This is a genomic window from Pseudoalteromonas denitrificans DSM 6059 (assembly GCF_900112265.1).
GTDB classification, from domain to species: domain Bacteria; phylum Pseudomonadota; class Gammaproteobacteria; order Enterobacterales; family Alteromonadaceae; genus Pseudoalteromonas; species Pseudoalteromonas denitrificans.
In genome coordinates, this window is record NZ_FOLO01000005.1 from 126357 (window position 1) to 147638 (window position 21282).

Annotated in this window: 21 protein-coding genes; 12 read left to right on the plus strand and 9 right to left on the minus strand. The window is 33.5% G+C overall.

Annotated elements, in window-relative coordinates:
• Positions 1 to 40: 40 nt before the first annotated feature.
• The 8 genes from BM088_RS05130 (at position 41) to ilvN (ending at position 9614) form a co-directional block, all read left to right on the plus strand.
• Complete coding sequence (locus BM088_RS05130) at positions 41 to 1576, plus strand: GGDEF domain-containing protein (protein WP_245763759.1); 1536 nt, start codon at positions 41 to 43, stop codon at positions 1574 to 1576.
• Positions 1577 to 1633: 57 nt separating this feature from the next.
• Positions 1634 to 2986 carry a nucleotide 5'-monophosphate nucleosidase PpnN gene (ppnN, locus tag BM088_RS05135; RefSeq protein WP_091980981.1) on the plus strand — a complete coding sequence of 451 codons (1353 nt, stop codon included), beginning with the start codon at positions 1634 to 1636 and terminating at the stop codon, positions 2984 to 2986.
• 16 nt (positions 2987 to 3002) lie between these two features.
• On the plus strand, positions 3003 to 3782 hold the full coding sequence (xni, locus tag BM088_RS05140; protein WP_091980985.1) for a flap endonuclease Xni: 780 nt from the start codon (positions 3003 to 3005) through the stop codon (positions 3780 to 3782).
• 1 nt (position 3783) lies between these two features.
• The gene (locus BM088_RS05145) at positions 3784 to 4170 is read left to right on the plus strand and encodes a DUF3192 domain-containing protein (RefSeq protein ID WP_091980989.1); all 387 of its coding nucleotides are present in this window, start codon (positions 3784 to 3786) and stop codon (positions 4168 to 4170) included.
• The gene (locus tag BM088_RS05150; protein WP_091980992.1) at positions 4167 to 5918 is read left to right on the plus strand and encodes a hypothetical protein; all 1752 of its coding nucleotides are present in this window, start codon (positions 4167 to 4169) and stop codon (positions 5916 to 5918) included. Before BM088_RS05145 ends, BM088_RS05150 begins: the two co-directional genes overlap by 4 nt.
• 104 nt (positions 5919 to 6022) lie before the next feature.
• Positions 6023 to 7030: an isocitrate dehydrogenase gene (locus tag BM088_RS05155; protein WP_091980995.1), complete on the plus strand. Its 1008-nt coding sequence runs from the start codon at positions 6023 to 6025 to the stop codon at positions 7028 to 7030.
• 362 nt (positions 7031 to 7392) lie between these two features.
• Positions 7393 to 9117 (plus strand): acetolactate synthase 3 large subunit, encoded by a 1725-nt coding sequence (locus tag BM088_RS05160; RefSeq protein WP_091980999.1) that lies wholly within the window; start codon positions 7393 to 7395, stop codon positions 9115 to 9117.
• On the plus strand, positions 9117 to 9614 hold the full coding sequence (gene ilvN, locus BM088_RS05165) for an acetolactate synthase small subunit (RefSeq protein WP_091981003.1): 498 nt from the start codon (positions 9117 to 9119) through the stop codon (positions 9612 to 9614). Before BM088_RS05160 ends, ilvN begins: the two co-directional genes overlap by 1 nt.
• A gap of 55 nt (positions 9615 to 9669) precedes the next feature.
• Here the strand turns inward: ilvN and BM088_RS05170 are convergent, their stop codons facing one another.
• From BM088_RS05170 to rimO, 4 genes are all read right to left on the minus strand, one after another.
• Positions 9670 to 9945, minus strand: coding sequence for an HU family DNA-binding protein (locus BM088_RS05170; RefSeq protein ID WP_091981007.1), 276 nt, complete (start codon positions 9943 to 9945; stop codon positions 9670 to 9672).
• Positions 9946 to 10055: 110 nt separating this feature from the next.
• Positions 10056 to 10319: a hypothetical protein gene (locus BM088_RS05175; protein WP_091981011.1), complete on the minus strand. Its 264-nt coding sequence runs from the start codon at positions 10317 to 10319 to the stop codon at positions 10056 to 10058.
• Positions 10307 to 10630 (minus strand): MGMT family protein, encoded by a 324-nt coding sequence (locus BM088_RS05180; RefSeq protein WP_091981015.1) that lies wholly within the window; start codon positions 10628 to 10630, stop codon positions 10307 to 10309. Before BM088_RS05180 ends, BM088_RS05175 begins: the two co-directional genes overlap by 13 nt.
• A gap of 600 nt (positions 10631 to 11230) precedes the next feature.
• Entirely contained in the window at positions 11231 to 12631 is a 1401-nt protein-coding gene (rimO, locus tag BM088_RS05185) for a 30S ribosomal protein S12 methylthiotransferase RimO (protein ID WP_091981018.1), read from the minus strand.
• 236 nt (positions 12632 to 12867) lie between these two features.
• On the opposite strand from rimO, the gene BM088_RS05190 reads away from it, so the two are divergent.
• The gene (locus tag BM088_RS05190) at positions 12868 to 13335 is read left to right on the plus strand and encodes a hypothetical protein (RefSeq protein ID WP_091981022.1); all 468 of its coding nucleotides are present in this window, start codon (positions 12868 to 12870) and stop codon (positions 13333 to 13335) included.
• 108 nt (positions 13336 to 13443) lie between these two features.
• Here the strand turns inward: BM088_RS05190 and BM088_RS05195 are convergent, their stop codons facing one another.
• Genes BM088_RS05195 through BM088_RS05205 form a run of 3 tightly spaced genes read right to left on the minus strand, consistent with a single transcriptional unit; the run spans position 13444 to position 14636 of the window.
• Positions 13444 to 13725 (minus strand): hypothetical protein, encoded by a 282-nt coding sequence (locus tag BM088_RS05195; protein WP_091981026.1) that lies wholly within the window; start codon positions 13723 to 13725, stop codon positions 13444 to 13446.
• Positions 13713 to 14294, minus strand: coding sequence for a hypothetical protein (locus tag BM088_RS05200; RefSeq protein WP_091981030.1), 582 nt, complete (start codon positions 14292 to 14294; stop codon positions 13713 to 13715). Before BM088_RS05200 ends, BM088_RS05195 begins: the two co-directional genes overlap by 13 nt.
• Positions 14295 to 14309: 15 nt before the next feature.
• Positions 14310 to 14636 carry a hypothetical protein gene (locus BM088_RS05205; RefSeq protein ID WP_091981034.1) on the minus strand — a complete coding sequence of 109 codons (327 nt, stop codon included), beginning with the start codon at positions 14634 to 14636 and terminating at the stop codon, positions 14310 to 14312.
• 1529 nt (positions 14637 to 16165) lie between these two features.
• On the opposite strand from BM088_RS05205, the gene BM088_RS05210 reads away from it, so the two are divergent.
• The gene (locus BM088_RS05210; RefSeq protein WP_091981037.1) at positions 16166 to 17311 is read left to right on the plus strand and encodes a hypothetical protein; all 1146 of its coding nucleotides are present in this window, start codon (positions 16166 to 16168) and stop codon (positions 17309 to 17311) included.
• A 105-nt stretch (positions 17312 to 17416) separates the two neighbouring features.
• Here BM088_RS05210 and rluF read toward each other — a convergent pair whose 3' ends face one another.
• Both rluF and BM088_RS05220 read right to left on the minus strand, forming a co-directional pair.
• Positions 17417 to 18319, minus strand: coding sequence for a 23S rRNA pseudouridine(2604) synthase RluF (rluF, locus tag BM088_RS05215; RefSeq protein WP_091981040.1), 903 nt, complete (start codon positions 18317 to 18319; stop codon positions 17417 to 17419).
• Between the two features lie 80 nt (positions 18320 to 18399).
• Positions 18400 to 18828: an Lrp/AsnC family transcriptional regulator gene (locus BM088_RS05220; protein WP_091981044.1), complete on the minus strand. Its 429-nt coding sequence runs from the start codon at positions 18826 to 18828 to the stop codon at positions 18400 to 18402.
• A gap of 159 nt (positions 18829 to 18987) precedes the next feature.
• On the opposite strand from BM088_RS05220, the gene BM088_RS05225 reads away from it, so the two are divergent.
• Positions 18988 to 20193: an aspartate aminotransferase family protein gene (locus tag BM088_RS05225; RefSeq protein ID WP_091981048.1), complete on the plus strand. Its 1206-nt coding sequence runs from the start codon at positions 18988 to 18990 to the stop codon at positions 20191 to 20193.
• A gap of 55 nt (positions 20194 to 20248) precedes the next feature.
• Entirely contained in the window at positions 20249 to 21274 is a 1026-nt protein-coding gene (astA, locus tag BM088_RS05230; protein ID WP_091981052.1) for an arginine N-succinyltransferase, read from the plus strand.
• Positions 21275 to 21282: the final 8 nt, after the last annotated feature.

Below are 21282 nucleotides of genomic sequence, written 5' to 3' on the forward strand. Positions count from 1 at the left end.
GATAAATTAGGTAAATTTCAAAAAGGGAAGATCTAAGTTAGTGTCAAATCAATTAGAAATCTTGCAAAAGAAACTAAATAAAGCAGTAAAGAATAGAGAACTTATTGAATCAGCAAGACAAACACAGCTTGGTGCTTTAACTCAATTTGCATCTAAACTTTCTCTTGTTTGTAAAGGACAGGATTTAGAACTAGATAATAAACTTGCAAAATTTAGATCTTTACTGAGTAAAGGTGTTGATTTTGAAATTTTAAGCCCCCTAATTGAAGAAATTACAAATATTTTACGTGCCCAAGAAACAAAACAAGATGAAAACATTAAGAAGTTGCAACAAAGCGTAAATGATGCGGGAAAAAAACTTCAAAAAACGAAAGGCATTCCAGATGAGTTACGCAGAAGCCTCAGAAATTTATTAACAACTGATTTAGACGAAATAAAAGCAACTTCAGATTTTATTCCTTTGTTATCTCGTTTAGTCGGAATTTATCATCAAGTACTTAATAATAAACATGGTAACTTAACTGCAACCCCACCTGAAATCGCACCTGAACTTGCAACAGAGTTATTAAACTTAACAAGCGAGCTTGCATTTGAGGGTAATAATGCAAAACAACTGGATAAAATAAAAAAACAAATCACAAAAAACTTCCAGTTAAATGCATTGTTAGAAGCTTGTATCAACATTATTCGAATAGTTGTATCCAGTATTTCTCAGGAAAGAGATACAGCACAACAATTTCTAATTAATGTAAATGAAACACTTACATTATTGCACCAAACATTACTGGATTCTGTACAACGCTCAAAAGAAGTAGGTCATAAAATGGCTAATCTCAATGAGCAAATTGAACAAAAAATATCTCAACTTGCACAGGAAACCCAATCGGCTTCAACCATAGATGCTCTTAAATTGATTGTTGGACAAAAGTTGGAGGCCCTAACACTAGACATAAAATTTAAAGAAGATCTTGAGTTAACTGAAAGAGAGTCTTTAGCAAGTACACTCAAAGAAATGCAAACGCGTATTAATTCACTTGAAAGTGAAAGTAATAAATATAAAGATAGATTAGCTGAACAAAGATTTAAAAGTTTACAAGACAGCTTAACAAAGTTACCAAACCGTGCGGCATATGATGAAAGAATAGCATTAGAATATAATACGTTTTCAAGAAATGGCCATAATTTGTGTTTAGTTATAGTCGATGTTGATCATTTTAAACGAATTAACGATACTTTTGGTCATAGTGCGGGTGATAAAACATTGCAAGTACTTGCTAATGCATTAAAAAAATCAATTCGCGTCACTGATTTTATTGCTCGATTTGGTGGTGAGGAATTTGTGATCATCATGCCCAACTCCGATTTAAAACAAATTCTAGCACCACTTGAAAAAATCAGAAGAACAATTAAAAGTATTCCTTTTAAATTTAAAACAACCAGCCTTAGGATCACAATATCTATAGGAGCAAGCCAATTTAAAAGTGGTGATAGTATACTTGAAGTTTTTGATCGTGCGGATACAGCCCTATATGAAGCTAAAAACTCAGGTCGAGATCGCATAATCATAAAAAAATAATCGCATTTCCTTAATTAAAAACTATATTTAAATTATGTAGTTAATTAAGGAAAATCTATGAGCATACAACTAAATCCAATCGGGATATTAGATTTACTGTCACAACTTGAAGTTGATTCATTAAAAAAATCCTCCACAAGCAAACTTTATCGCCTCTTTCGAAATTGCTCTTTAGCCGTACTCAATGTTGGTAGTCATACAGATTCAAGTTTTGAAATTTATGAAAAATATAAAAGCTTTGATATTAATTTGCTGTGTAGAGAACGCGGCATAAAAATAGAACTACACAACCCGCCAGAAACAGCCTTTGTTGATGGTCAAATAATAAAAGGCATTCATGAGCATTTATTTTCTGTAATACGAGATATTCTCTTTATACAAAGTAAATATGAAAACAACCATATTAACCTTACCGATTCTAGCCATATAACACATGTTGTTTTTGACATGTTGCGCAATGCAAATGTATTACCCATAAACACAGAACCTAATATGATAGTTTGCTGGGGTGGGCACTCAATTGCTGATAACGAATACCGTTATACAAAAGAAGTCGGTTACCAGCTTGGACTCAGGGGGCTTAATATTTGTACAGGTTGCGGTCCAGGCGCAATGAAAGGACCAATGAAAGGCGCTACAATTGGTCATGCAAAACAAAGGATCAGTGAAAATCGATATTTGGGTTTAACTGAACCAAGTATTATTGCCGCAGAGCCTCCGAACCCTATCGTTAATGAACTTGCCATCCTGCCTGATATAGAAAAAAGATTAGAAGCCTTTGTGCGCATTAGTCACGGTATTATTATATTTCCAGGAGGTGCAGGTACAGCAGAAGAACTACTTTACTTGTTAGGGATATTACTACATCCAGAGAATGAACAACAAAGCCTACCTGTTATTTTAACAGGACCACAGAGTAGCAAAGCGTACTTTGATGAAATTACACTATTTGTAGAAAAAACATTAGGGCAAGATGCACTTAAAAAATTTACAGTGATCATCGATAACCCAGCTGCTGTTGCCTCTTATTTAAAGGAAAACATGACTAAAGTGAGAGAATATAGGAAAGAAAAAGGAGATGCCTATCATTTTAACTGGACATTAAAAATTGAACCTGAGTTTCAACTTCCCTTTGCACCTACTCATGATAATATGTCGAGTTTAAATTTACATTTATCACAACCACCACAGCAGTTGGCTGCTAATTTGAGGCGGGCTTTTTCTGGTATTGTCGCTGGAAATGTCAAAGATGAAGGCATACAAGAAATAAAGCGCAATGGTGCTTTTGAACTTCAAGGGGACATTAATTTAATGAAATATATGGATACTTTACTGAAAGCATTTGTAGAACAAGGTAGAATGAAATTACCGGGTTCTGTTTATACCCCTTGTTATAAGATCAAAGTATAAGGCTGCGAAAAAATCAATGTCCACAAAAGTATTATTAATAGATGCTCTTAATTTAATTAGGCGCATCTATGCTGTAGATTGTAATCAAAGTAACTTGTCTCATGAACAAATATTAAAATCAGCTAGCCAAAGAGTATTAAATGCAACAAAAAAACTATTAAGGTTAACGCAAGCAACACATGCGATTGCTGTATTTGATGGTGATAAAAGTTGGCGTTATACCTATTATCCGCTATATAAACAAAATAGAAGTGAAATGCCGCCAGAATTAAAACAAGGTCTAGATTTATTTAAACAAAACTTTAATGACGCTGGAATACTGTCATTCTCTCCAGAACAAGATGAAGCCGATGATATAATAGCGACGCTTGCCAATAAAATATCTCAAAAAAATATATCTTGTACTATTGTTTCAACAGACAAAGGTTTTTTACCATTACTAAACAAAAATGTTGAGATATATGACTATTTTTCTCAAAAATACATTAATGAAGACGATGTACATAACAAATTTAATTTACCAATTCATAAATTAATAGAGTTTTGGTCATTAGCCGGCGATACAACCAATGATATTCCAGGGGTTAAAGGAGTCGGAAAGAAAACAGCTGAAAAAATATTGAATGAATTTCATAATGTTGAATCAGCTTTAGAGGACCAAAATTTACCCGAAAAAATAAAGACAAAAATAACACACTCTCTATCTGATTTTATTACAGCTAAAGTATTAGTCACTTTAAGAAATGATATACATTTAGGTTTTTCATTAAAACAATTAAGAGTTAAATCGAATTAATATGACTAAGAAAATATTTAGGTACATTTTATTAGGGCTTGGGTTTTATGCAGTTTTAGCAACATGCGTTATTCTTTTTTATAAAGATGATCCTTCCACAATGAATTGGCAAGACAGACAATCATACAACAAACGGTTTATAGCTAATTTAAAGTTAAAAGAACCTAAATATTTTGACTCAGTCATAGAAACATTAGGTGCTCCCGATCTCACATTTGCCAAAAAGGCATTTAATGATACTTTTCAAATCTTGTACTACAGAACACAGCATATGAAATCTGATGGGATCACAACGGTAGAAGAGTGCACGGGTTTAATGTTCAAAAATAATATATTGATAGCCTGGGGCCCTGGTGCAGATAAAGCATATGAAAGTATTACTCAATGAGTGCATTAACGGCTAATGACCTTGCTAAATTACTGAGTGACACCCAAAAACTAATGCTATTCTATTACTCCAAAGACAAATGGCATCAAATATTTCCCCTTATTAGCCATTTAGCAGAACAATATGATTTATTTTATATAGAGCATAAACAGGCAATGCTTGCTCAATTAACTTTCTACCTTTCAAAACAAGGCTATACAACCAACCTTGTAATAAACCAAATAATCATACTTCTCACCTTTTGCCATAGTAGTCAAATAAACAAAGCAGCGCGGCAAAAACTCATTTCAGCCTGCTTGTGCCAGTATATTTGTTACCAAAAAGAGAATAACGCAATTGCTATGGGACAGACACTGTCGCCAGAGTCTATAAAGTTATTCAAAATGCGCAACAAACTCACCATAAAATTATTAGATTATGGAAAAGTGCCACAAGGTATAATTCAAAACATATTTAAAAATTTATCTCGCTATACCCAAACAATAAGCGATCACCAAAGTAGTTGCTTGCTTGATACTCCAACAATTTTTATTGCTACCTCAGCATTATTAGCAAAAAAAATTACTTTGGCAAAAAACACACAGGTTATGAATCTGCAAAATGCTGTAGCTCAAATCTACCAAACAAGTAAACAAACAAATGTACTCCTACTTTTAAAAAAACTAATACAGTATTTACCCTGTGAGCTGCCAGGTTCTGTACTTGTGTTCAATAACGATTATAGATCTTATTATATTGGGGAATTTAGCGATGAACTTAATGAAAATACGCAATATTTAACCTATCAAGTGCCATTAAAACAATCATCAAAACAAGGTCGTTTTTCTATAAATAACGCTTGGCTCAAAACAAACTCTCCCCAGCAGGTTTGCCAAGACCTAGGTTTAATCTTCAAAATCTGGTTTGAACCACTTACATCAATTAAACAAAAAAATAATATAACATTTAATTTTATAAAAAATCATGAGTCCAATCATACTCAACAAAACCATCTTATGAGTATCATTTCGAAAAAACAGCATAATACAATAGATAATTTATGCGATATTTTAAGTGATCAAAATAAAATATGCCTTTCTTTATGTCAGTTGGCAACAGATTCAAATAGAACGGGACAAACTATTACATCGGTTAGACATGCGATTATGTTATTAGGCACAATAAGAGCACCTTTTTTAATAAAAAAAATATTATTACAGCATGAATTACAACAACTTAACCACCCTAATTGGTATCTAATTGAACAAAGGGTACTATCACTTGTTGAAGCAGCAGAACTCACAGCAACAAATATTTATGATTTTCTACCTGAAGAAGTCAGTATCACTATTTTAAGCTATTGTTACATTCTTTTATCCCAGCCTGATGCATCCCCTTCTTTATATGTATTAAAAGACTCAGCTTTACCAAAAAACGTTCAATTATCGATTGAAAATTATTTAGGATTAACATGGTTACCTACAAACAATAAATTTGAATCATCAATTCTAACAACATTATCTACAAAATGGATAAATGCACTTACAAATTTACAAGCTTTTAACTCTAATAAAAATGAAACACTTGAGTTTTATGCCATAGTACTCTCACTTGTAGGCGTGACTTATGCGTATGATTGTGAATATCATCCTGATGCTTATACAGAACAGTTATTAAAGTTAGCGATTAAAAAACTAAAATTTAAAAGTTTAGATACTTATTTAGAGAAAACACATGAGTTTCACTTTAAAAATCAACTAACATATTAACAATATACTGTAATTTAACAGCAAATAGTGGATATATTGCTGTTATATTGCTATAAAGGCGCCTTGAATATTTATTCTAAAAATATAAATTTTAAGGAAGTTTAATGGCTAAGCGAACCATTACAGTTATCAAAGGCGATGGCATAGGTCCAAGTATTATAGATTCAGCACTTGAGATATTAAAAGCTGCAGGATGTGATTTTGACTATGATTTTGTTGATGCAGGATTAACTGCACTTGAAAATACAGGTGAGTTATTACCACAAACAACACTAGATGCCATTGTAAAAAACAGAATTACATTAAAAGGTCCTCTTACAACACCTGTTGGAGAAGGTTTCACTTCAATTAATGTAACTTTAAGGAAAAAATTCAATTTATACGCAAATATACGCCCTGTTAAATCATTTGTAGGCACTAAAGCACGATTTGATAATATTGACATCATAACCGTAAGAGAAAATACGCAAGGAATGTATTCAGGCTTAGGTCAAACGACCTCTGAGGATGGCTCTGAAGCACAGGCTATGTCAATGATCACAAAAGAAGGTGCTGAAAAGATTGTCACTTTCGCTTACGAACTTGCCTGTAGAGAAAACCGAAAGAAAGTAACCACAGTCCATAAAGCTAATATTTTAAAATCAACATCAGGCTTATTTTTAAAAGTTGCGCGTGAAGTTGCAAAAAAATATCCACAAATAGAATCAAACGAGATGATTGTTGACGCAACTTGTATGAAGCTGGTAATGACACCCGAAGAATTTGACGTCATAGTGACAACTAATTTATTTGGTGATATTTTATCTGATCTTTGCGCAGGATTAGTCGGAGGGCTAGGCATGGCACCAGGTGCAAACATTGGTGAAGATGCAGCTATTTTTGAAGCAGTCCATGGTAGTGCACCTGATATTGCAGGTAAAAATCTTGCAAATCCAACCTCAGTGATTTTAGCATCAATCCAAATGCTAGAACATCTCAATATGGCGGATACAGCTGAGCGCATTAGAAATGCAGTAGCAGATGTCATAAAATCAGGTGACAGAACAACACGCGATTTAGGCGGAAATCACGGTACGACTGATTTTACTCAAGCAGTGATAGATAGACTTTAGTCATATTTAAGAGGTCCTTAATGAGATGACATTTACAGGGCCTCCAATAACGGATAAATTATTCAAAAACCCAATCAAAGACCCCCGTAAAAACATATAAAATTCAAAAACAATAAAACACCGCATTAAAATTTTAAATGAAAACTTTCTTGACATTTAATGTAAAAAAACATAAAAATAGATACATTATTTATGAAACGTATTTTAAACATGAAATTAGCATTTAACATTGTCAATATTCTCGTCCTGGTCACTTTAGTGAACCGGTGAGTTATTGATGTGAAATGCTAAAATAAAATTATAAAGCCTCCGCATCTAACGGAGGTTTTTTTTTGCCTATTTATAGGGAATGAGGAAATGATATGACAAATAAAAAAATGTCGGGGGCGGCATTAGTTATAAGAGCCCTGAAAGAATTAAATATAGAGTACATTTTTGGTTACCCTGGAGGCTCCGTTTTAGATATTTATGATGCATTATTTGTTCAAGACGATGTTAAGCATATATTAGTAAGACATGAACAAGCAGCAACACATATGGCCGATGGATATGCACGTGCAACCGGTAAAGTAGGCGTTGTGCTCGCAACATCTGGACCTGGTGCTACAAATTGTGTTACAGGCATTGCAACAGCCTATATGGACTCAATTCCTATGGTTGTCCTATCTGGTCAAGTACCTACAAGCTTGATTGGAGACGATGCCTTTCAAGAAACAGATATCGTTGGCTGTTCAAGACCCATAGTAAAACACAGTTTCAACTGCAGAGATGCTCATAAAATTCCTGAGATTCTGGCAAAGGCATTTTACTTAGCGGCATCAGGTCGCCCAGGACCCGTTGTTGTGGAATTACCTAAGGATATATTAAATCCTGCTCTTGAGTTTGAATTTTCTATGCCGACAGACATAAAAATGCGCTCATATAACCCAAGTAAAAAAGGCCATCCAAAACAAATAAAAAAAGCGGCCCAAACAATCCTAAACGCAAAAAAATTAGTTGTTTATTCTGGTGGGGGCGTAGTTTTATCAAATACATCTGAGCAACTAACACATTTAGTTGAATCATTAAATTCGCCCATTACCAATACTTTAATGGGTTTAGGGGGGATCAGTGGCACCCACCCAAACTTTGTGGGTATGCTTGGTATGCACGGCTCACTAGAAGCAAATAAAGCAATGGCTGGCGCTGATGTCATTCTTGCTTTAGGTGTACGTTTTGACGACCGCGTAACCAATAATGTTAATAAATTTTGCCCTAATGCAACCATTATTCATGTTGATGTAGATCCAACATCTATTTCTAAAACAATTCATGCGCATATTCCTGTTGTTGGAGATTTAGCAACGGTATTTAGCCAGCTTCAGGCTGAAATTGATAGTAGCGAGTTACAAATTGATCGTGCTTCACAAGAGGATTGGTGGCGTCAAATAAACAACTGGCGAGATCAAAAGTGCATGAGTTACTCAAAAGACTCACAAAAAATAAAACCACAAACTGTTATTGAAACCTTATATAAAGTCACTCAAGGTGATGCATATATCAGCTCAGATGTAGGTCAACACCAAATGTTTGCTGCTCAGTATTACCCTTTTGCAAAACCAAGACAATGGATCAATTCAGGTGGCTTAGGAACTATGGGTTTTGGACTACCTGCAGCTATGGGTGTAAAGCTGGCTTTTCCTGAAAAAGAATCCGTTGTTGTTACAGGAGATGGTTCAATTCAAATGAACATCCAAGAACTATCAACTTGCATGCAATATGGACTGCCAGTGAAAATAGTCTCTCTTAATAACCGCTCTCTTGGCATGGTAAGGCAATGGCAAGATATGGTTTATTCTGGTCGTCACTCATTTTCATATATGGAGTCATTACCAGACTTTGTGAAATTGGCCGAAAGTTATGGCCATGTGGGGATCCGGGTAGATAAAATAGAAGAACTTGAACCTGCTTTAACAAAGGCAATGTCAATTAAAGACAGGCTCGTATTTCTTGATATCAATATAGATGAAACTGAACATGTTTATCCAATGCAGATTAAAACCGGAGCAATTGATGACATGTGGTTAAAAAAAGGAGTTAAAGCATAATGCGTCGAATATTATCTATCATTTTAGAAAATGAGCCTGGGGCCTTATCACGTATCATCGGTCTATTCTCACAACGAGCCTACAATATAGACAGTTTAACCGTTGGTACAACAGACGATAAATCTATATCACGTATAACAATAACCACTCAAGGTAGTGAAAAAATATTAGAACAAATAACAAAACAAGTTAATAAGCTTGTCGATGTTTTAAAAATATTAGATTTAACTGAAGTAAGTCATATTGAAAGAGAATTAATTCTGATAAAAGTGACAGCTAACAATGAAAAGTCTCGTGCAGCAGTAACAAGAGTAACAGATGTTTTTGGCGGCTCGATTCTCGATATGGGGAAAACAACTTATACATTACAGTTAGTAAGTAGTACAGAAAAGCTCGCATCATTTATAGATTCATTAAAAAATGAAACCGATATAATTGAAGTTGTTCGTTCAGGTGCACTTGGTTTAAATCGTGGCGATAAAGCATTGAGAGTATAATTTAAAAATAAAAAAGGCTTGAATATATCAAGCCTTTCTTTATATGAAGCTTAATTTAAGCGTTCACAGAATCTTTCAGTGTCTTACCTGCTTTAAAGCCAGGTACTATTGCAGCTGCAATTTGAATTTCTTCACCCGTTTGTGGATTACGGCCAGTTCTTGCTGCACGTTCTTTCACAGAAAAAGTACCAAAACCGACTAAAGCAACAGAGTTACCTTCTTTTAATGAATCAGATACAGCACCAGTAAATGCGTCAAGTGCACGACTTGCCGCTGCTTTTGAGATTTCTGCATCTGTTGCAATTTTGTCAACTAGTTGAGATTTGTTCATTTTAGAGTTCCTATCTTTATTATTTTTGCCTTTGTCGGACCTATACTTATGCATTTTTAATAAGTTAGCAATAGAAAAATACTTTTTTTTTGATTTAATCCAAAATTAAATCAATTTAATTCACTGAAATCGGTAAACATCCAGTTATATACGGCTTTAGTCAATACAAAACCAGAAAAACAGCCTATTAAACTTAAAACAGGAACGAAGAGTAATATTAATAAATAAGCACCAAATACCATGACAATTTCCCTTAAAAAATAAAATAACCAGAGCTGAACGCCAGTCAGTACATACTTAGTCGTCACAAAATCTAAAATGGTTGTAATAAAGTTTATTTTTTTATGCGGTTTTATTGAAGTTAATATTGCCATTGATGCTTTTTAAGATTAATTCGGCCATTTGTTAAAGTAATGCCTTCGAAGAGCAATTTTTGATACTGTACTTTATAGCGTTCACTGCCAGGTTTAAACGACAAACGACCTTGAGCATTTATGACACGATGCCAAGGAAGCCCAGTTTCGTTAGGTAAGTTTTTCAGTACATAACCAACATATCTGGCATAACCGGCTAAGCCAGCTAACTTTGCTATTTGTCCATAGGTTGCAACTTTACCAACAGGTATAGATATGATCACATTACGTATTTGATCTTGTTTAACATCATATTTAGGTTCATCTAACATTTAAATTAATACGCTCTATTTATTGTTCCGTAATAATAATTTTATTCGATATAAAACCACACCATTAATTTAGTGTCTGATTGATTTAATAGTTCTAGATCGTGAATTAATTTTACAACTGAGTTTTTTGTATATCCACAATTAAAGTTAACCCTCCGACATACTTACTGATCATCAAAACATTACGCACACAAAGGAGCGGCGGACACTTTAAAATAATTCTGTCATACTTATTCTGTAATGCAGCCAGTAAGCTTTAAAAACACTGTCATAGACAAAAAAGTAATGGGGTCAAAGGCCTTAAACCCGATGTTAATACATCAACATTAAGTGTTTCACCTCTAAACACACACTCATCAAAAGTATGCGTTTTTGCTAATAGATTAGTCAATCATGGCCTATGACGGGACTCACCTAAAGCAACGCTATCGATGGATCTCTCAAGTCAGCATCTTTCTGGAAATGATTTTGTAAGCTTCAAGCAGGTACTTCCCTTCATTAAGTGTTAGAGAACTAATTATTTTTAGCTCGCCTTAAATTCACAAAAAAAGCCGAACAAAAGTGTTCGGCTTGTTATAAACAACATTTATAATATAAAAACTAAATTACATCGCCCCAAAGGTCATATTCATCAGCATGGGCTATTTTCACACTTACCATGTCACCCGCTTTTAAGCTTGTTTCGCCATTTAAGTAAACAGCACCATCAATTTCTGGTGCATCAGCATAAGTGCGCCCTATTGCACCTTCTTCATCAACTTCATCAATTAATACTTGCATCGTTTGGCCAATGCGCTGTTGCAATTTGGCCTGACTAATAGCTTGCTGTTTTAACATAAAACGTTCAAATCTATCTTGCATTACATCATCATCAACTGGTTCAGCTAATTCGTTTGCTTTAGCACCTTCAACGGGTGAATATTTAAAACAACCCACACGGTCTAATTGTGCTTCTTCTAACCAGTCCAACAATATTTGAAAGTCTTCTTCTGTCTCACCGGGAAAACCAACTATAAATGTTGATCGGATCACAAGTTCTGGACAAATTTCACGCCATTTCTTGATACTTTCTAAAATACGCTCAGCTTTACCTGGGCGTTTCATCATTTTTAAGATACGAGGACTTGCATGCTGAAATGGAATATCTAAATAAGGTAATATTTTCCCCTCAGCCATTAATGGAATAATGTCATCCACATGAGGATAAGGATAAACATAATGCAATCTAACCCAAATGCCCATTTTACCAAGTGCTTTACACATGTTTAGCATATCAGTTTTAACAGGCATGCCATTCCAAAAACCGGTTTTAGATTTAACATCAACACCATAAGCACTGGTATCTTGGCTAATAACTAATAACTCTTTTACACCCGCTTTTTTCAAACGCTCAGCTTCAGATAAAACATCACCTATGGGTTTTGAAACTAACTTCCCGCGCATATCTGGAATAATACAAAAAGTACATTTATGGTTACAGCCTTCTGATATTTTTAAATATGCAAAATGCTTAGGTGTGAGCTTTACTCCTTGATCTGGTACTAAATCTATAAAAGGATTATGTTTAGGCTGAGGTGCAAATTCGTGCACATGATCCATCACATTTTCATATGCATGTGGACCCGTAATACCTAAAACGCCAGGATGCACTTCCTTAATTTCATCTTCTCTGGCCCCTAAACAACCAGTAACGATCACTTTACCATTTTCTTCAAGTGCTTCGCCTATCGTATCTAATGACTCTTGTACCGCACTATCTATAAATCCGCAGGTATTAACAATAACAACATCAGCGCCATCATAACTGCTAACAACTTCATAACCTTCTGTGCGAAGTTGCGTTAAAATACGCTCAGAGTCCACCAAGTTTTTTGGACACCCTAGAGACACGAATCCAACACGAGAGCCTGAAGCTTGCGATTTATTTGAACTATTATCTAAAACCTTTTTAGGCGTTTCTAGCGTTGTTGTTTGCTTGGGGTTAAAAGTCTCTACTGTCATGAGTACCTGTAATATAAGTGACGGTTGAAAGTTGGCCGATTATACAGTAATCGAGTTATTTTGCGATTGATTTATCATAAGTCAAAAAACCACAAATATCACCCAAATTTTGTATGGACATTAGAAGATTGCTATGTCCTTATAAACTTGGTTTAATACTCCCGTTAGCGCTCAATTAATACCATTATCCCGGATAAGATAATAAGAGCCGTTTTTAATATATACTGGTTGCGAAAATGAAAATTGAACACACTTTTTCAACAAATTTAAGAAATATTCTGCAAAAAAACAATATAAGTCCAGAGCAATTATGCGAAGCATTTGAAAAAACTAATCATACGGGCCATGGTTTAACCTTAAGAACAATAAAAAGTTATATCAGCTTGTCAGCAAGTACAAAAATAAACCCAAGCCTAAAAACCTTACAGGCTATTATTACTGGTTTAACAGCATTAGGTGTTGAAACCTCTTTACCCGTGTTATTTAGTGGCAAAAACAATCAAATAACAAGTAAACACTTATTAGAGTCTGTTAAGTATTTAGCAATCAGTCAAAATGACATTAGTGATAAAGACTTAATTACGTTTTTTGACGTATTTAATAAACTCGGTGCAGATAAAATTCTTATGTCAGCACATGTGCTCAATGCTACAGAGCACAACCAAGCTGAAAAGATAAGTGAAAAATTTGATGAACAAAAGTAGAAAGTAGAAAGTAGAAAGTAGAAAGTAGAAATAATATAAATAAAAAGAGAGCTTTAAGCTCTCTTTTTATTTAAAACAATTTTTTTAGAATAGACTTACAAAAATAGTTTATTTTATATCGTCAATATCGCCGGCATGTATCTTACCGATTTGTGCAAGCTCATGTAAAATATCTCTATTTTCAACAGCTTGATAGCCTTTATTTTGGATATCATTGGCAATTAAGGCTCTGACCGCTAAAGTTAACATTTCTTCGTTAACTTGCGCGACAGGGTCTATTTTTATCTCATTGCTGTGTATTTGCTGTTTATGATCTTTAAAATATTGATATAAAAAATATCCTAATAAACTATTTAATACCACACATAAAAATAATCCTAAATAGACCATGTTATCCCCTTAATTTTTAGTTTTTCTGCCAATTCTTGACTGCCATATTTATTAAATATAAAAAACAATAAATAAACTATCATTATACTTAGAATTGAAAAAGCAAAAGTCATATTTATAAACTGGATCCCTGATGTATATGCAATTTTCAAGTAATCCGTTTGTAAAAACTCTCTTTCTAAATATGAAAAAATATGTAATTGCATTTTTATTGTATAAGTAACAATTACAACATACGCACAAAAAACTAGCTTTAACTTAAATATTTTATGGCTAAATAAAACTAATGAAATAATTAATAAATCCATTAGCGCAAAACCTATATACCAAAGCAACCTAAAATGATGTAAGTACTCATCTTGATATTTCACGTAGGCTGTGAACAAAGTAGGAGTATAATGATCCATAATAGAGTTAAACAAAATCATAATTATTAAAGATAATAATGTTGAATTTAGCTTATTTGTTTTTAAAGCAATAAAAAAAGCAATTGCCACAGATAAAAAATTCACATACAAAAAATTTTTATCAAATTCAAAAAGAGTGAAAGCGTCAAATAATGCATTCATTATCAATCTCAGTACTTACTTGGGTGGGTATACACCACCACCATCATCATTTGTGCCTGCATCACCAATAATAACAGCGCGTTTTTCTGCATCCGTTAACTCATATTTATCAACAACTTCAGTAATAGTTACGCCTGTATCGGTAATTTCATTATTAATAATGTTTATTTTAATTGTTTCAAGCTCAGCGCCTGTCACTGAAACACCTGCATTTAATAAATTAGCTTCTACCGTGGTTACTTTTGCATTTAATGTATTAATATCGTTTACATCAGCAATAACTATATTAGAACTGAGTCCCGCCGATAAACATAATGCGGTTAGTGCTATTTTTCTATTCATAATTGCTTCACTTCTTCATCATTTTGAAATATTTAATTTTCGGTGAAATATATTTTATCTACTCTTTGTTATATAGAATAATTCAGCTTTTCACTTTACCTAATTTTGCCACAAGATAATAAAAATCACAATCATAAACTGCGATCCCACATTTTATTTAGTATTTTAAAATAGGGTTTAAGTATGATAATTAAATATTTCGATTAATTTGTCTCTAATATAAAACATTCTTTTAAAATAACCAAGCAGCATATTTCTGACCAAAAGTAATTTTTAGTTTCTTTATCGTATTGTTGAGTTTATTTATACGTGGCTTACATCATTATTTTCAACAACATGGCTGAAGGAGAGGTTTAATGTACACATATTTGATTTCAGATACCCCATACTTTAAGGCAAAAGCAAAATCTTGCATTGATCCTATCCCTTATAATATATGACAGCGGTAAAAACGAACAAAAATTGACTCAGGTAGTATATTTCTAACCAAACCGATAATGTGAGTATTTACACACTCAGATTTTTAAAAGCGAGGTTAAAACGCCTTAGATCTGTATTTCTAACCAAAATTAAAACTAAAAGTTTAAACCGAGATCAATATATCTAACTAAAAAAATATCACTTGGTATATTATTTAAACATAGCAATAAATAAAGCAGTATATTTCTAACCAAACAAACCTAAAAGAAGCATATTTCTAACTAATAAACCCACTATATTCAAAATCAAATTTTAAACTAACCTTATTTCTAACTAAAAATGGATTTTATTTTATAAATGTTTAAGTACAAATATACATGATCAAGATAAGATCATTTTGGTTAAAAAACATAAAACGCGATTAATAAAAAAACAACAAGGACCTTATAAAGGTAAAAATTCAAACAGTTAGATATAAAAACCCTGTGAATAAGTATTTTTATTAGTTAGAAATATAGTGTTTATTGGCAAGATCTATTGATCTTTTGATTAGATCTTTTGATCCCAAATAAGCGTACATTTAAAATTTTAGTCAGAAATACACTGCTTTTTAGTTAGAAATACCGATCTCAGTGTGATTAAGTGATAAAATTTGTGTGAATAAAATTATTTAACGCTTTCTAATAGTTAGAAATAACGTTTTTTATTAGTTAGAAACTATATGCTTATTGGTTAGAGACTTTGATCTTTGGTATTTTAAGCTTGGTTAGAAATACACGGTTTAATAGTTAGAAATTCAGTATTCTTAGGTTAGAACAAAATGATGCTTTGGTTAGAAATAAGGTTTAAATGAATACAGTTTTTTAATGAAATCAAAGCATTAGGTGGTTCTCCCTATACCAAACCACTCTATATTTAAATTATATGTTCTTCTTTTAAATCCTATCAAATTAAAAAAACCTATGTTGTTCCTATACTTAAAACTTAAAATTGAGGATCAAAAAAGATCGCAATTTCTAACCAAAGGTCAGTTGCATGCTTAAAAAATTAAACTTAATATTCAATTTCACTAAAACTTAGATCAAAACAACAATAAAAGAGATCATTTAATGCTTACATCAGCACCCGATTTTAAAGTAGATCCTAAAGAAGCTTTAAAGTTACGTTTATTTGAAGTATTAGATGGTGATAAATATGATTTAAGCTTAGATCGTAAATATTCAAATTCAATTACAAGTATAGATCTTATCCCTCGATTCTTTAGAGGATATGGTGCTGTTAAACCCGTTGCTGATTTAGCATCTAATACAGTGTCGATCTCTAATAATTTTTCAATTCAAGGAAAAAATTATACTTGTCGCGTTCAACCTGCAGTGATCCAAAGGGTTGACCGTAAAACAAAAGAAAAAATTGAGTTTTATGCCCTTCCTTCAGACGCTGAAGAATTAATTGAAAAAGTGATATTTTTAATCGCTTCAACAAATGGTCTTGAGCGAAAATCAATTGGTGGTATTAGCAGATATGGTACAAGTTTTAGTTTATATGAAATAAAAAAATATTTGCAGCTTATGGGTAAAACGAAAAGTTATGAGCAAATTCGTGAATCTTTAACGATTATTAGAGATTCTAAAACACGTATCAGCCAGATAGATCAAAATAATCCTAAAAGACGTGCAGAAATTACCCACGATGTTTGGTCTGATGCTGTATTGGAACTTGAAGGTAACGGAAGAGGCCGTGATAGATGTTATATCGGTTTTAGTGATTTTGTAGTGCAAGAAATCTCTAACTTAAGTTATCGTCAAATTTTATTCAGCCGACTAACTTGTTATGGTTCAACTTTTTCTCGTTATTTAGATTTATATCTTTCAAGTATGTGGACATCAGCAACCATAGATAGAAAAGAACCTATAAGTTTACTGCGTATTATGGAGTCTTTTGGTAAACCTCAAGTATCAATTGTAACAAAACGTCGTGATATGCGAGCTGCTTTACTTGATTTATTAGAAAAGAATGTAATTAAAACAGTACCCTCTCCTATCAAAAAACGTATCAATGATGAAGAGTTTGATTATTTATACTATTTAGAACCAACCGATCATTTTGTTGAAGAAATGATAATTTCTAACGGTAAACTTAAAGGTTTAAAAAGTTTATCTCGTAAAATATCTGAAGATGAAATTAGTGAATTACCAGACAAAGTGGGTCGAGTTTATAGTGATTTTGCGTGTGAAAACTCACATATCATAGGCTAAATAGATTGGTTAGAAATAATGATTTTTAATTGGCTTAAATCGTAATTACAAAACAATCTCCTATATCTATGTCCGAGCATATAAATATAGGAGTAACAGATTAAATTACTTTTTATTAAGAGATAAAGTACCTTTAATACGCTTTTTAGCGGAAGCTTTTTTAGATTGACTATTATCTACAAACTTTTTTTGAGCAGACTTGTGGCTTGATTTATGTTTTTTACTTTCAGAGCTGTTTTTATTATTACTTGGTTTAGCGTTAACTCGTTTATTTTTATCAACAGAATGTTCTTCTGTTTTGCCAGAACTTGAAACTGAGCCGTTAATTTGTGCCATTTCATCATGTGTTAAATGACGCCACTGCCCTGTCGCTAAGCCTTTTAAATCTACATTCATGATACGTGTACGTTTTAGTGTTATAACTTCATAACCTAAATATTCACACATACGACGAATTTGACGATTTAAACCTTGGGTTAAAATCATAGAAAATGAATCTGAAGAAATTTGTTTAACAATACATTTTTTTGTCACAGTGCCTAAAATTGGTATGCCATTGGCCATTTTATTTACAAATTGACTATTGAGAGGTTTGTCTACTTTAACAACATATTCTTTTTCGTGATTATTACCTGCGCGCAAAATCTTATTTACGATATCACCTTCATTGGTTAGAAATATTAAACCTTCAGAAGGTCTATCTAATCGACCGATAGGAAAAATACGTTCTGGATAGTTAATAGCGCGAATGATATTACTTTGAATCTTTTTTTCTGTTGTACATGTTATGCCCACAGGCTTGTTATAAGCAATATAAACTGCTTTAGGTTTTTCTTTTAAAGGTTTGCCATTAACTTTTACAATATCGCCTTCACAAACTTGAGTACCTACCTCTGCTTTAAAACCATTTATGGTTACTTTGCCATTTTCAATATGTTTATCAGCTTCACGACGAGAACAAAACCCGGTTTCACTAATAAATTTGTTAAGGCGTTTGGTCGCAGTCATAGGTGCTCTCATAAATTAAAATAAAAATCAGCGGTATTGTAAACGACACTTGCAAAACAACACAATATATATAGATAAAACTAACGTTTAAATTTAGTTTCTAGGATCACAGAGGAATTAGTACGCTCTACACCATCTAAATTACCAATATCATCTAAAATATGACTGAGTTGATCAAGTGACTGGGCTTGAACGACCGCAATTAAATCATGTTCACCGCTAATAGCATATAACTCAGCTATTTGACTCATTTGCTTAAGTTCAATATTTGTTTTAGTCGTTAGCTTTTGTTTTACCTTAATAGAAACATGCGCAGAGATCATATCTTTTAAAAACTCACTGCCATATTCCACGACATAGCCTTTAATAACACCACTTGTTTCTAGTTTTGCAATTCGGTTTTGTACTGTAGAGCGAGATAAACTCAAGCTACGTGCGAGATCTGATACGCTGGTTCTGGCATTTGTTCTGAGTATAGAAAGTAGTCTTTCGTCTTGTTCAGTTATCATTTTGATATTTTCTTTGGTTATTTTGCTAAATTATAGGGTTAAATTTAACAAAATAACACTGCACATTGAATTTAATTATACAGATAATGCTATAACGAAATAATTGGCTAGTTCGACTAAAATGAAGTCACAATTATAAAACATATAAAGGTATTTAAAATGCAAGTAACAAGAGAATTATTTAACGACGTAATGGTACCAAACTATGCGCCATCAGCAGTTATTCCAGTTAAAGGCGAAGGCTCTCGCGTTTGGGATCAAAATGGTAAAGAGTTTATCGATTTTGCAGGTGGTATTGCGGTTAACTGTTTAGGTCATTGTCATCCAGCTCTTGTTAATGCATTAAAAGAGCAAGGCGAAAAAATTTGGCATTTATCAAATGTAATGACCAATGAGCCTGCACTGCGTTTAGCTAAAAAATTAGTTGATGCAACGTTTGCTGAAAAAGTATATTTTGCAAATTCAGGTGCTGAAGCAAATGAAGCGGCACTCAAATTAGCACGTCGTGTTGCTCTTGATAATCATGGCGCAGAGAAAAGTCAAATTATTGCATTTAACAAAGCTTTTCATGGTCGTACTTTCTTTACTGTTACAGTAGGTGGCCAAGCGGCATATTCTGATGGGTTTGGTCCAAAACCTGGTGATATCGATCACGTTGATTATAACGATTTAGCTGCTTTTGAAGCGCTTATTTCTGATAAAACATGTGCTGTAATGATTGAACCATTACAAGGTGAAGGCGGTATTATTTCTCCTACAAATGAATTTATGCAAGGTGTTCGTGATTTATGTACTAAACATAATGCGGTTTTAATTTTTGATGAAGTACAAACAGGTGTTGGCCGTACAGGCGATTTATATGCTTATCAAGGTTTGAATGTAACACCTGATATCTTAACAACAGCTAAAGCTTTAGGTGGTGGTTTTCCAATTGCAGCTATGCTTACTAGCACTGAAATAGCAAAACATTTAAAAATTGGTACTCATGGATCAACTTATGGCGGTAATGCACTTGCATGTGCAGTAGCTGAAGCTGCTTTTGATACTGTAAATACAGATGAAGTACTTGCTGGCGTAACAGAACGTGAACAGATGTTCCGTGAAGGTTTTGATGCTATCAATGCAAAATATAATGTATTTAGTGAAGTACGCGGTAAAGGTTTATTATTAGGCGCTGTACTTAATAAAGACTATGAAGGCCGTGCGAAAGACTTTTTAGTGGCTTCTGCTGAACATGGTTTAATGAGCTTAGTTGCTGGCGTTAATGTTATTCGATTCACGCCTTCTCTTGTGATCCCACTTGAAGATGTAAAAGAAGGCTTAGCACGCTTTGAAAAAGCCGTTGCTCAAATCGTAAACGCGTAATCAATTTATAGATTTTAGGCTGCCGCTGTGCAGCCTTTTCTAAGAGTCGTTAAATATGCAAGTAATTCGTCCAATTAAAAAGTCTGATTTTTCAGCGTTAAAACAAATTGCAATTGAATCAGGGCATGGCTTTACATCATTACCAGTGAATGATGAACAGTTAAGCGATAAAATATCACGCGCTGAAATCAGTTTTAACAAAGCGGCCACAAACCCAGGTGATGAAGGTTATCTTTTTGTATTAGAAGATACCCATACTGGGGAGATCTTAGGCACCACAGCGATTGAAGCTGCTGTTGGTTTGAATGTCCCGCTTTATCATTATCACAAAAGTAAATCTGTGCATCATTCTAAAGCGCTGGGTGTTTATAACACAGTTGAAGTGTTAACTATGTGTAATGATTATACCGGGGCCAGTGAAATATGTACTTTGTTTTTAAGAGAAGCACATAGAAAAGGGCTTGCGGGCAGATTATTATCTCGCGTTCGTTTCTTATTTATGGCGCAGCACCCTGAGCGTTTTTCAGATACTGTTATTGCCGAAATGCGTGGCGTATCAGACGAACATGGACATTCTCCATTTTGGGAATGGTTACAAGAGCACTTTTTCAGTATTGATTTTCCTGAAGCGGATCATTTAATTGGCATAGGTAGCAAAGGGTTTATTTCTGAACTGATGCCAAAACACCCTATTTACGCTAATTTACTCAGTGAAAAAGCACAAGCCGTTATTGGTCAAGTGCATGATAAAACTCGGCCCGCTTTAAGCTTGCTTGAAAAAGAAGGTTTTGAACACAGAGGTTATGTTGATTTGTTTGATGCTGGCCCAACTGTAGAGTCTAGGTTAAGTAAAATTCGCTCTGTGAAAGACAGTTTAAGTTGCCAAGTAACAATAAGCGATAATGCTCACAGTGATGCAGTATATGCTATCTGTAATCATAGCGTTTCAAATTTTAGAGCCACTTTCACCTCAGAGTTAAGTTACAACGTAGCGCAAAATTTACTTGCTATCACACCTGATGTTGCCAAAGCACTTAATGTGCTTGAAGGCGAATCAATTCGATTTATCAATTTAACCTAAGGAAGCAC

What these genes read in the sequence shown, in the direction of transcription:
- BM088_RS05220 (WP_091981044.1), bottom strand. Translation starts at nt 18,828, where the DNA reads ATGATAACTGAACAAGACGAAAGACTACTTTCTATACTCAGAACAAAT.
- xni (WP_091980985.1), top strand. Translation starts at nt 3,003, where the DNA reads ATGTCCACAAAAGTATTATTAATAGATGCTCTTAATTTAATTAGGCGC.
- BM088_RS05210 (WP_091981037.1), top strand. Translation starts at nt 16,166, where the DNA reads ATGCTTACATCAGCACCCGATTTTAAAGTAGATCCTAAAGAAGCTTTA.
- BM088_RS05170 (WP_091981007.1), bottom strand. Translation starts at nt 9,945, where the DNA reads ATGAACAAATCTCAACTAGTTGACAAAATTGCAACAGATGCAGAAATC.
- rimO (WP_091981018.1), bottom strand. Translation starts at nt 12,631, where the DNA reads ATGACAGTAGAGACTTTTAACCCCAAGCAAACAACAACGCTAGAAACG.
- BM088_RS05200 (WP_091981030.1), bottom strand. Translation starts at nt 14,294, where the DNA reads ATGAATGCATTATTTGACGCTTTCACTCTTTTTGAATTTGATAAAAAT.
- BM088_RS05180 (WP_091981015.1), bottom strand. Translation starts at nt 10,630, where the DNA reads ATGTTAGATGAACCTAAATATGATGTTAAACAAGATCAAATACGTAAT.
- rluF (WP_091981040.1), bottom strand. Translation starts at nt 18,319, where the DNA reads ATGACTGCGACCAAACGCCTTAACAAATTTATTAGTGAAACCGGGTTT.
- ppnN (WP_091980981.1), top strand. Translation starts at nt 1,634, where the DNA reads ATGAGCATACAACTAAATCCAATCGGGATATTAGATTTACTGTCACAA.
- BM088_RS05195 (WP_091981026.1), bottom strand. Translation starts at nt 13,725, where the DNA reads ATGGTCTATTTAGGATTATTTTTATGTGTGGTATTAAATAGTTTATTA.
- BM088_RS05205 (WP_091981034.1), bottom strand. Translation starts at nt 14,636, where the DNA reads ATGAATAGAAAAATAGCACTAACCGCATTATGTTTATCGGCGGGACTC.
- BM088_RS05225 (WP_091981048.1), top strand. Translation starts at nt 18,988, where the DNA reads ATGCAAGTAACAAGAGAATTATTTAACGACGTAATGGTACCAAACTAT.
- BM088_RS05160 (WP_091980999.1), top strand. Translation starts at nt 7,393, where the DNA reads ATGACAAATAAAAAAATGTCGGGGGCGGCATTAGTTATAAGAGCCCTG.
- BM088_RS05190 (WP_091981022.1), top strand. Translation starts at nt 12,868, where the DNA reads ATGAAAATTGAACACACTTTTTCAACAAATTTAAGAAATATTCTGCAA.
- BM088_RS05155 (WP_091980995.1), top strand. Translation starts at nt 6,023, where the DNA reads ATGGCTAAGCGAACCATTACAGTTATCAAAGGCGATGGCATAGGTCCA.
- BM088_RS05145 (WP_091980989.1), top strand. Translation starts at nt 3,784, where the DNA reads ATGACTAAGAAAATATTTAGGTACATTTTATTAGGGCTTGGGTTTTAT.
- astA (WP_091981052.1), top strand. Translation starts at nt 20,249, where the DNA reads ATGCAAGTAATTCGTCCAATTAAAAAGTCTGATTTTTCAGCGTTAAAA.
- BM088_RS05175 (WP_091981011.1), bottom strand. Translation starts at nt 10,319, where the DNA reads ATGGCAATATTAACTTCAATAAAACCGCATAAAAAAATAAACTTTATT.
- BM088_RS05150 (WP_091980992.1), top strand. Translation starts at nt 4,167, where the DNA reads ATGAGTGCATTAACGGCTAATGACCTTGCTAAATTACTGAGTGACACC.
- ilvN (WP_091981003.1), top strand. Translation starts at nt 9,117, where the DNA reads ATGCGTCGAATATTATCTATCATTTTAGAAAATGAGCCTGGGGCCTTA.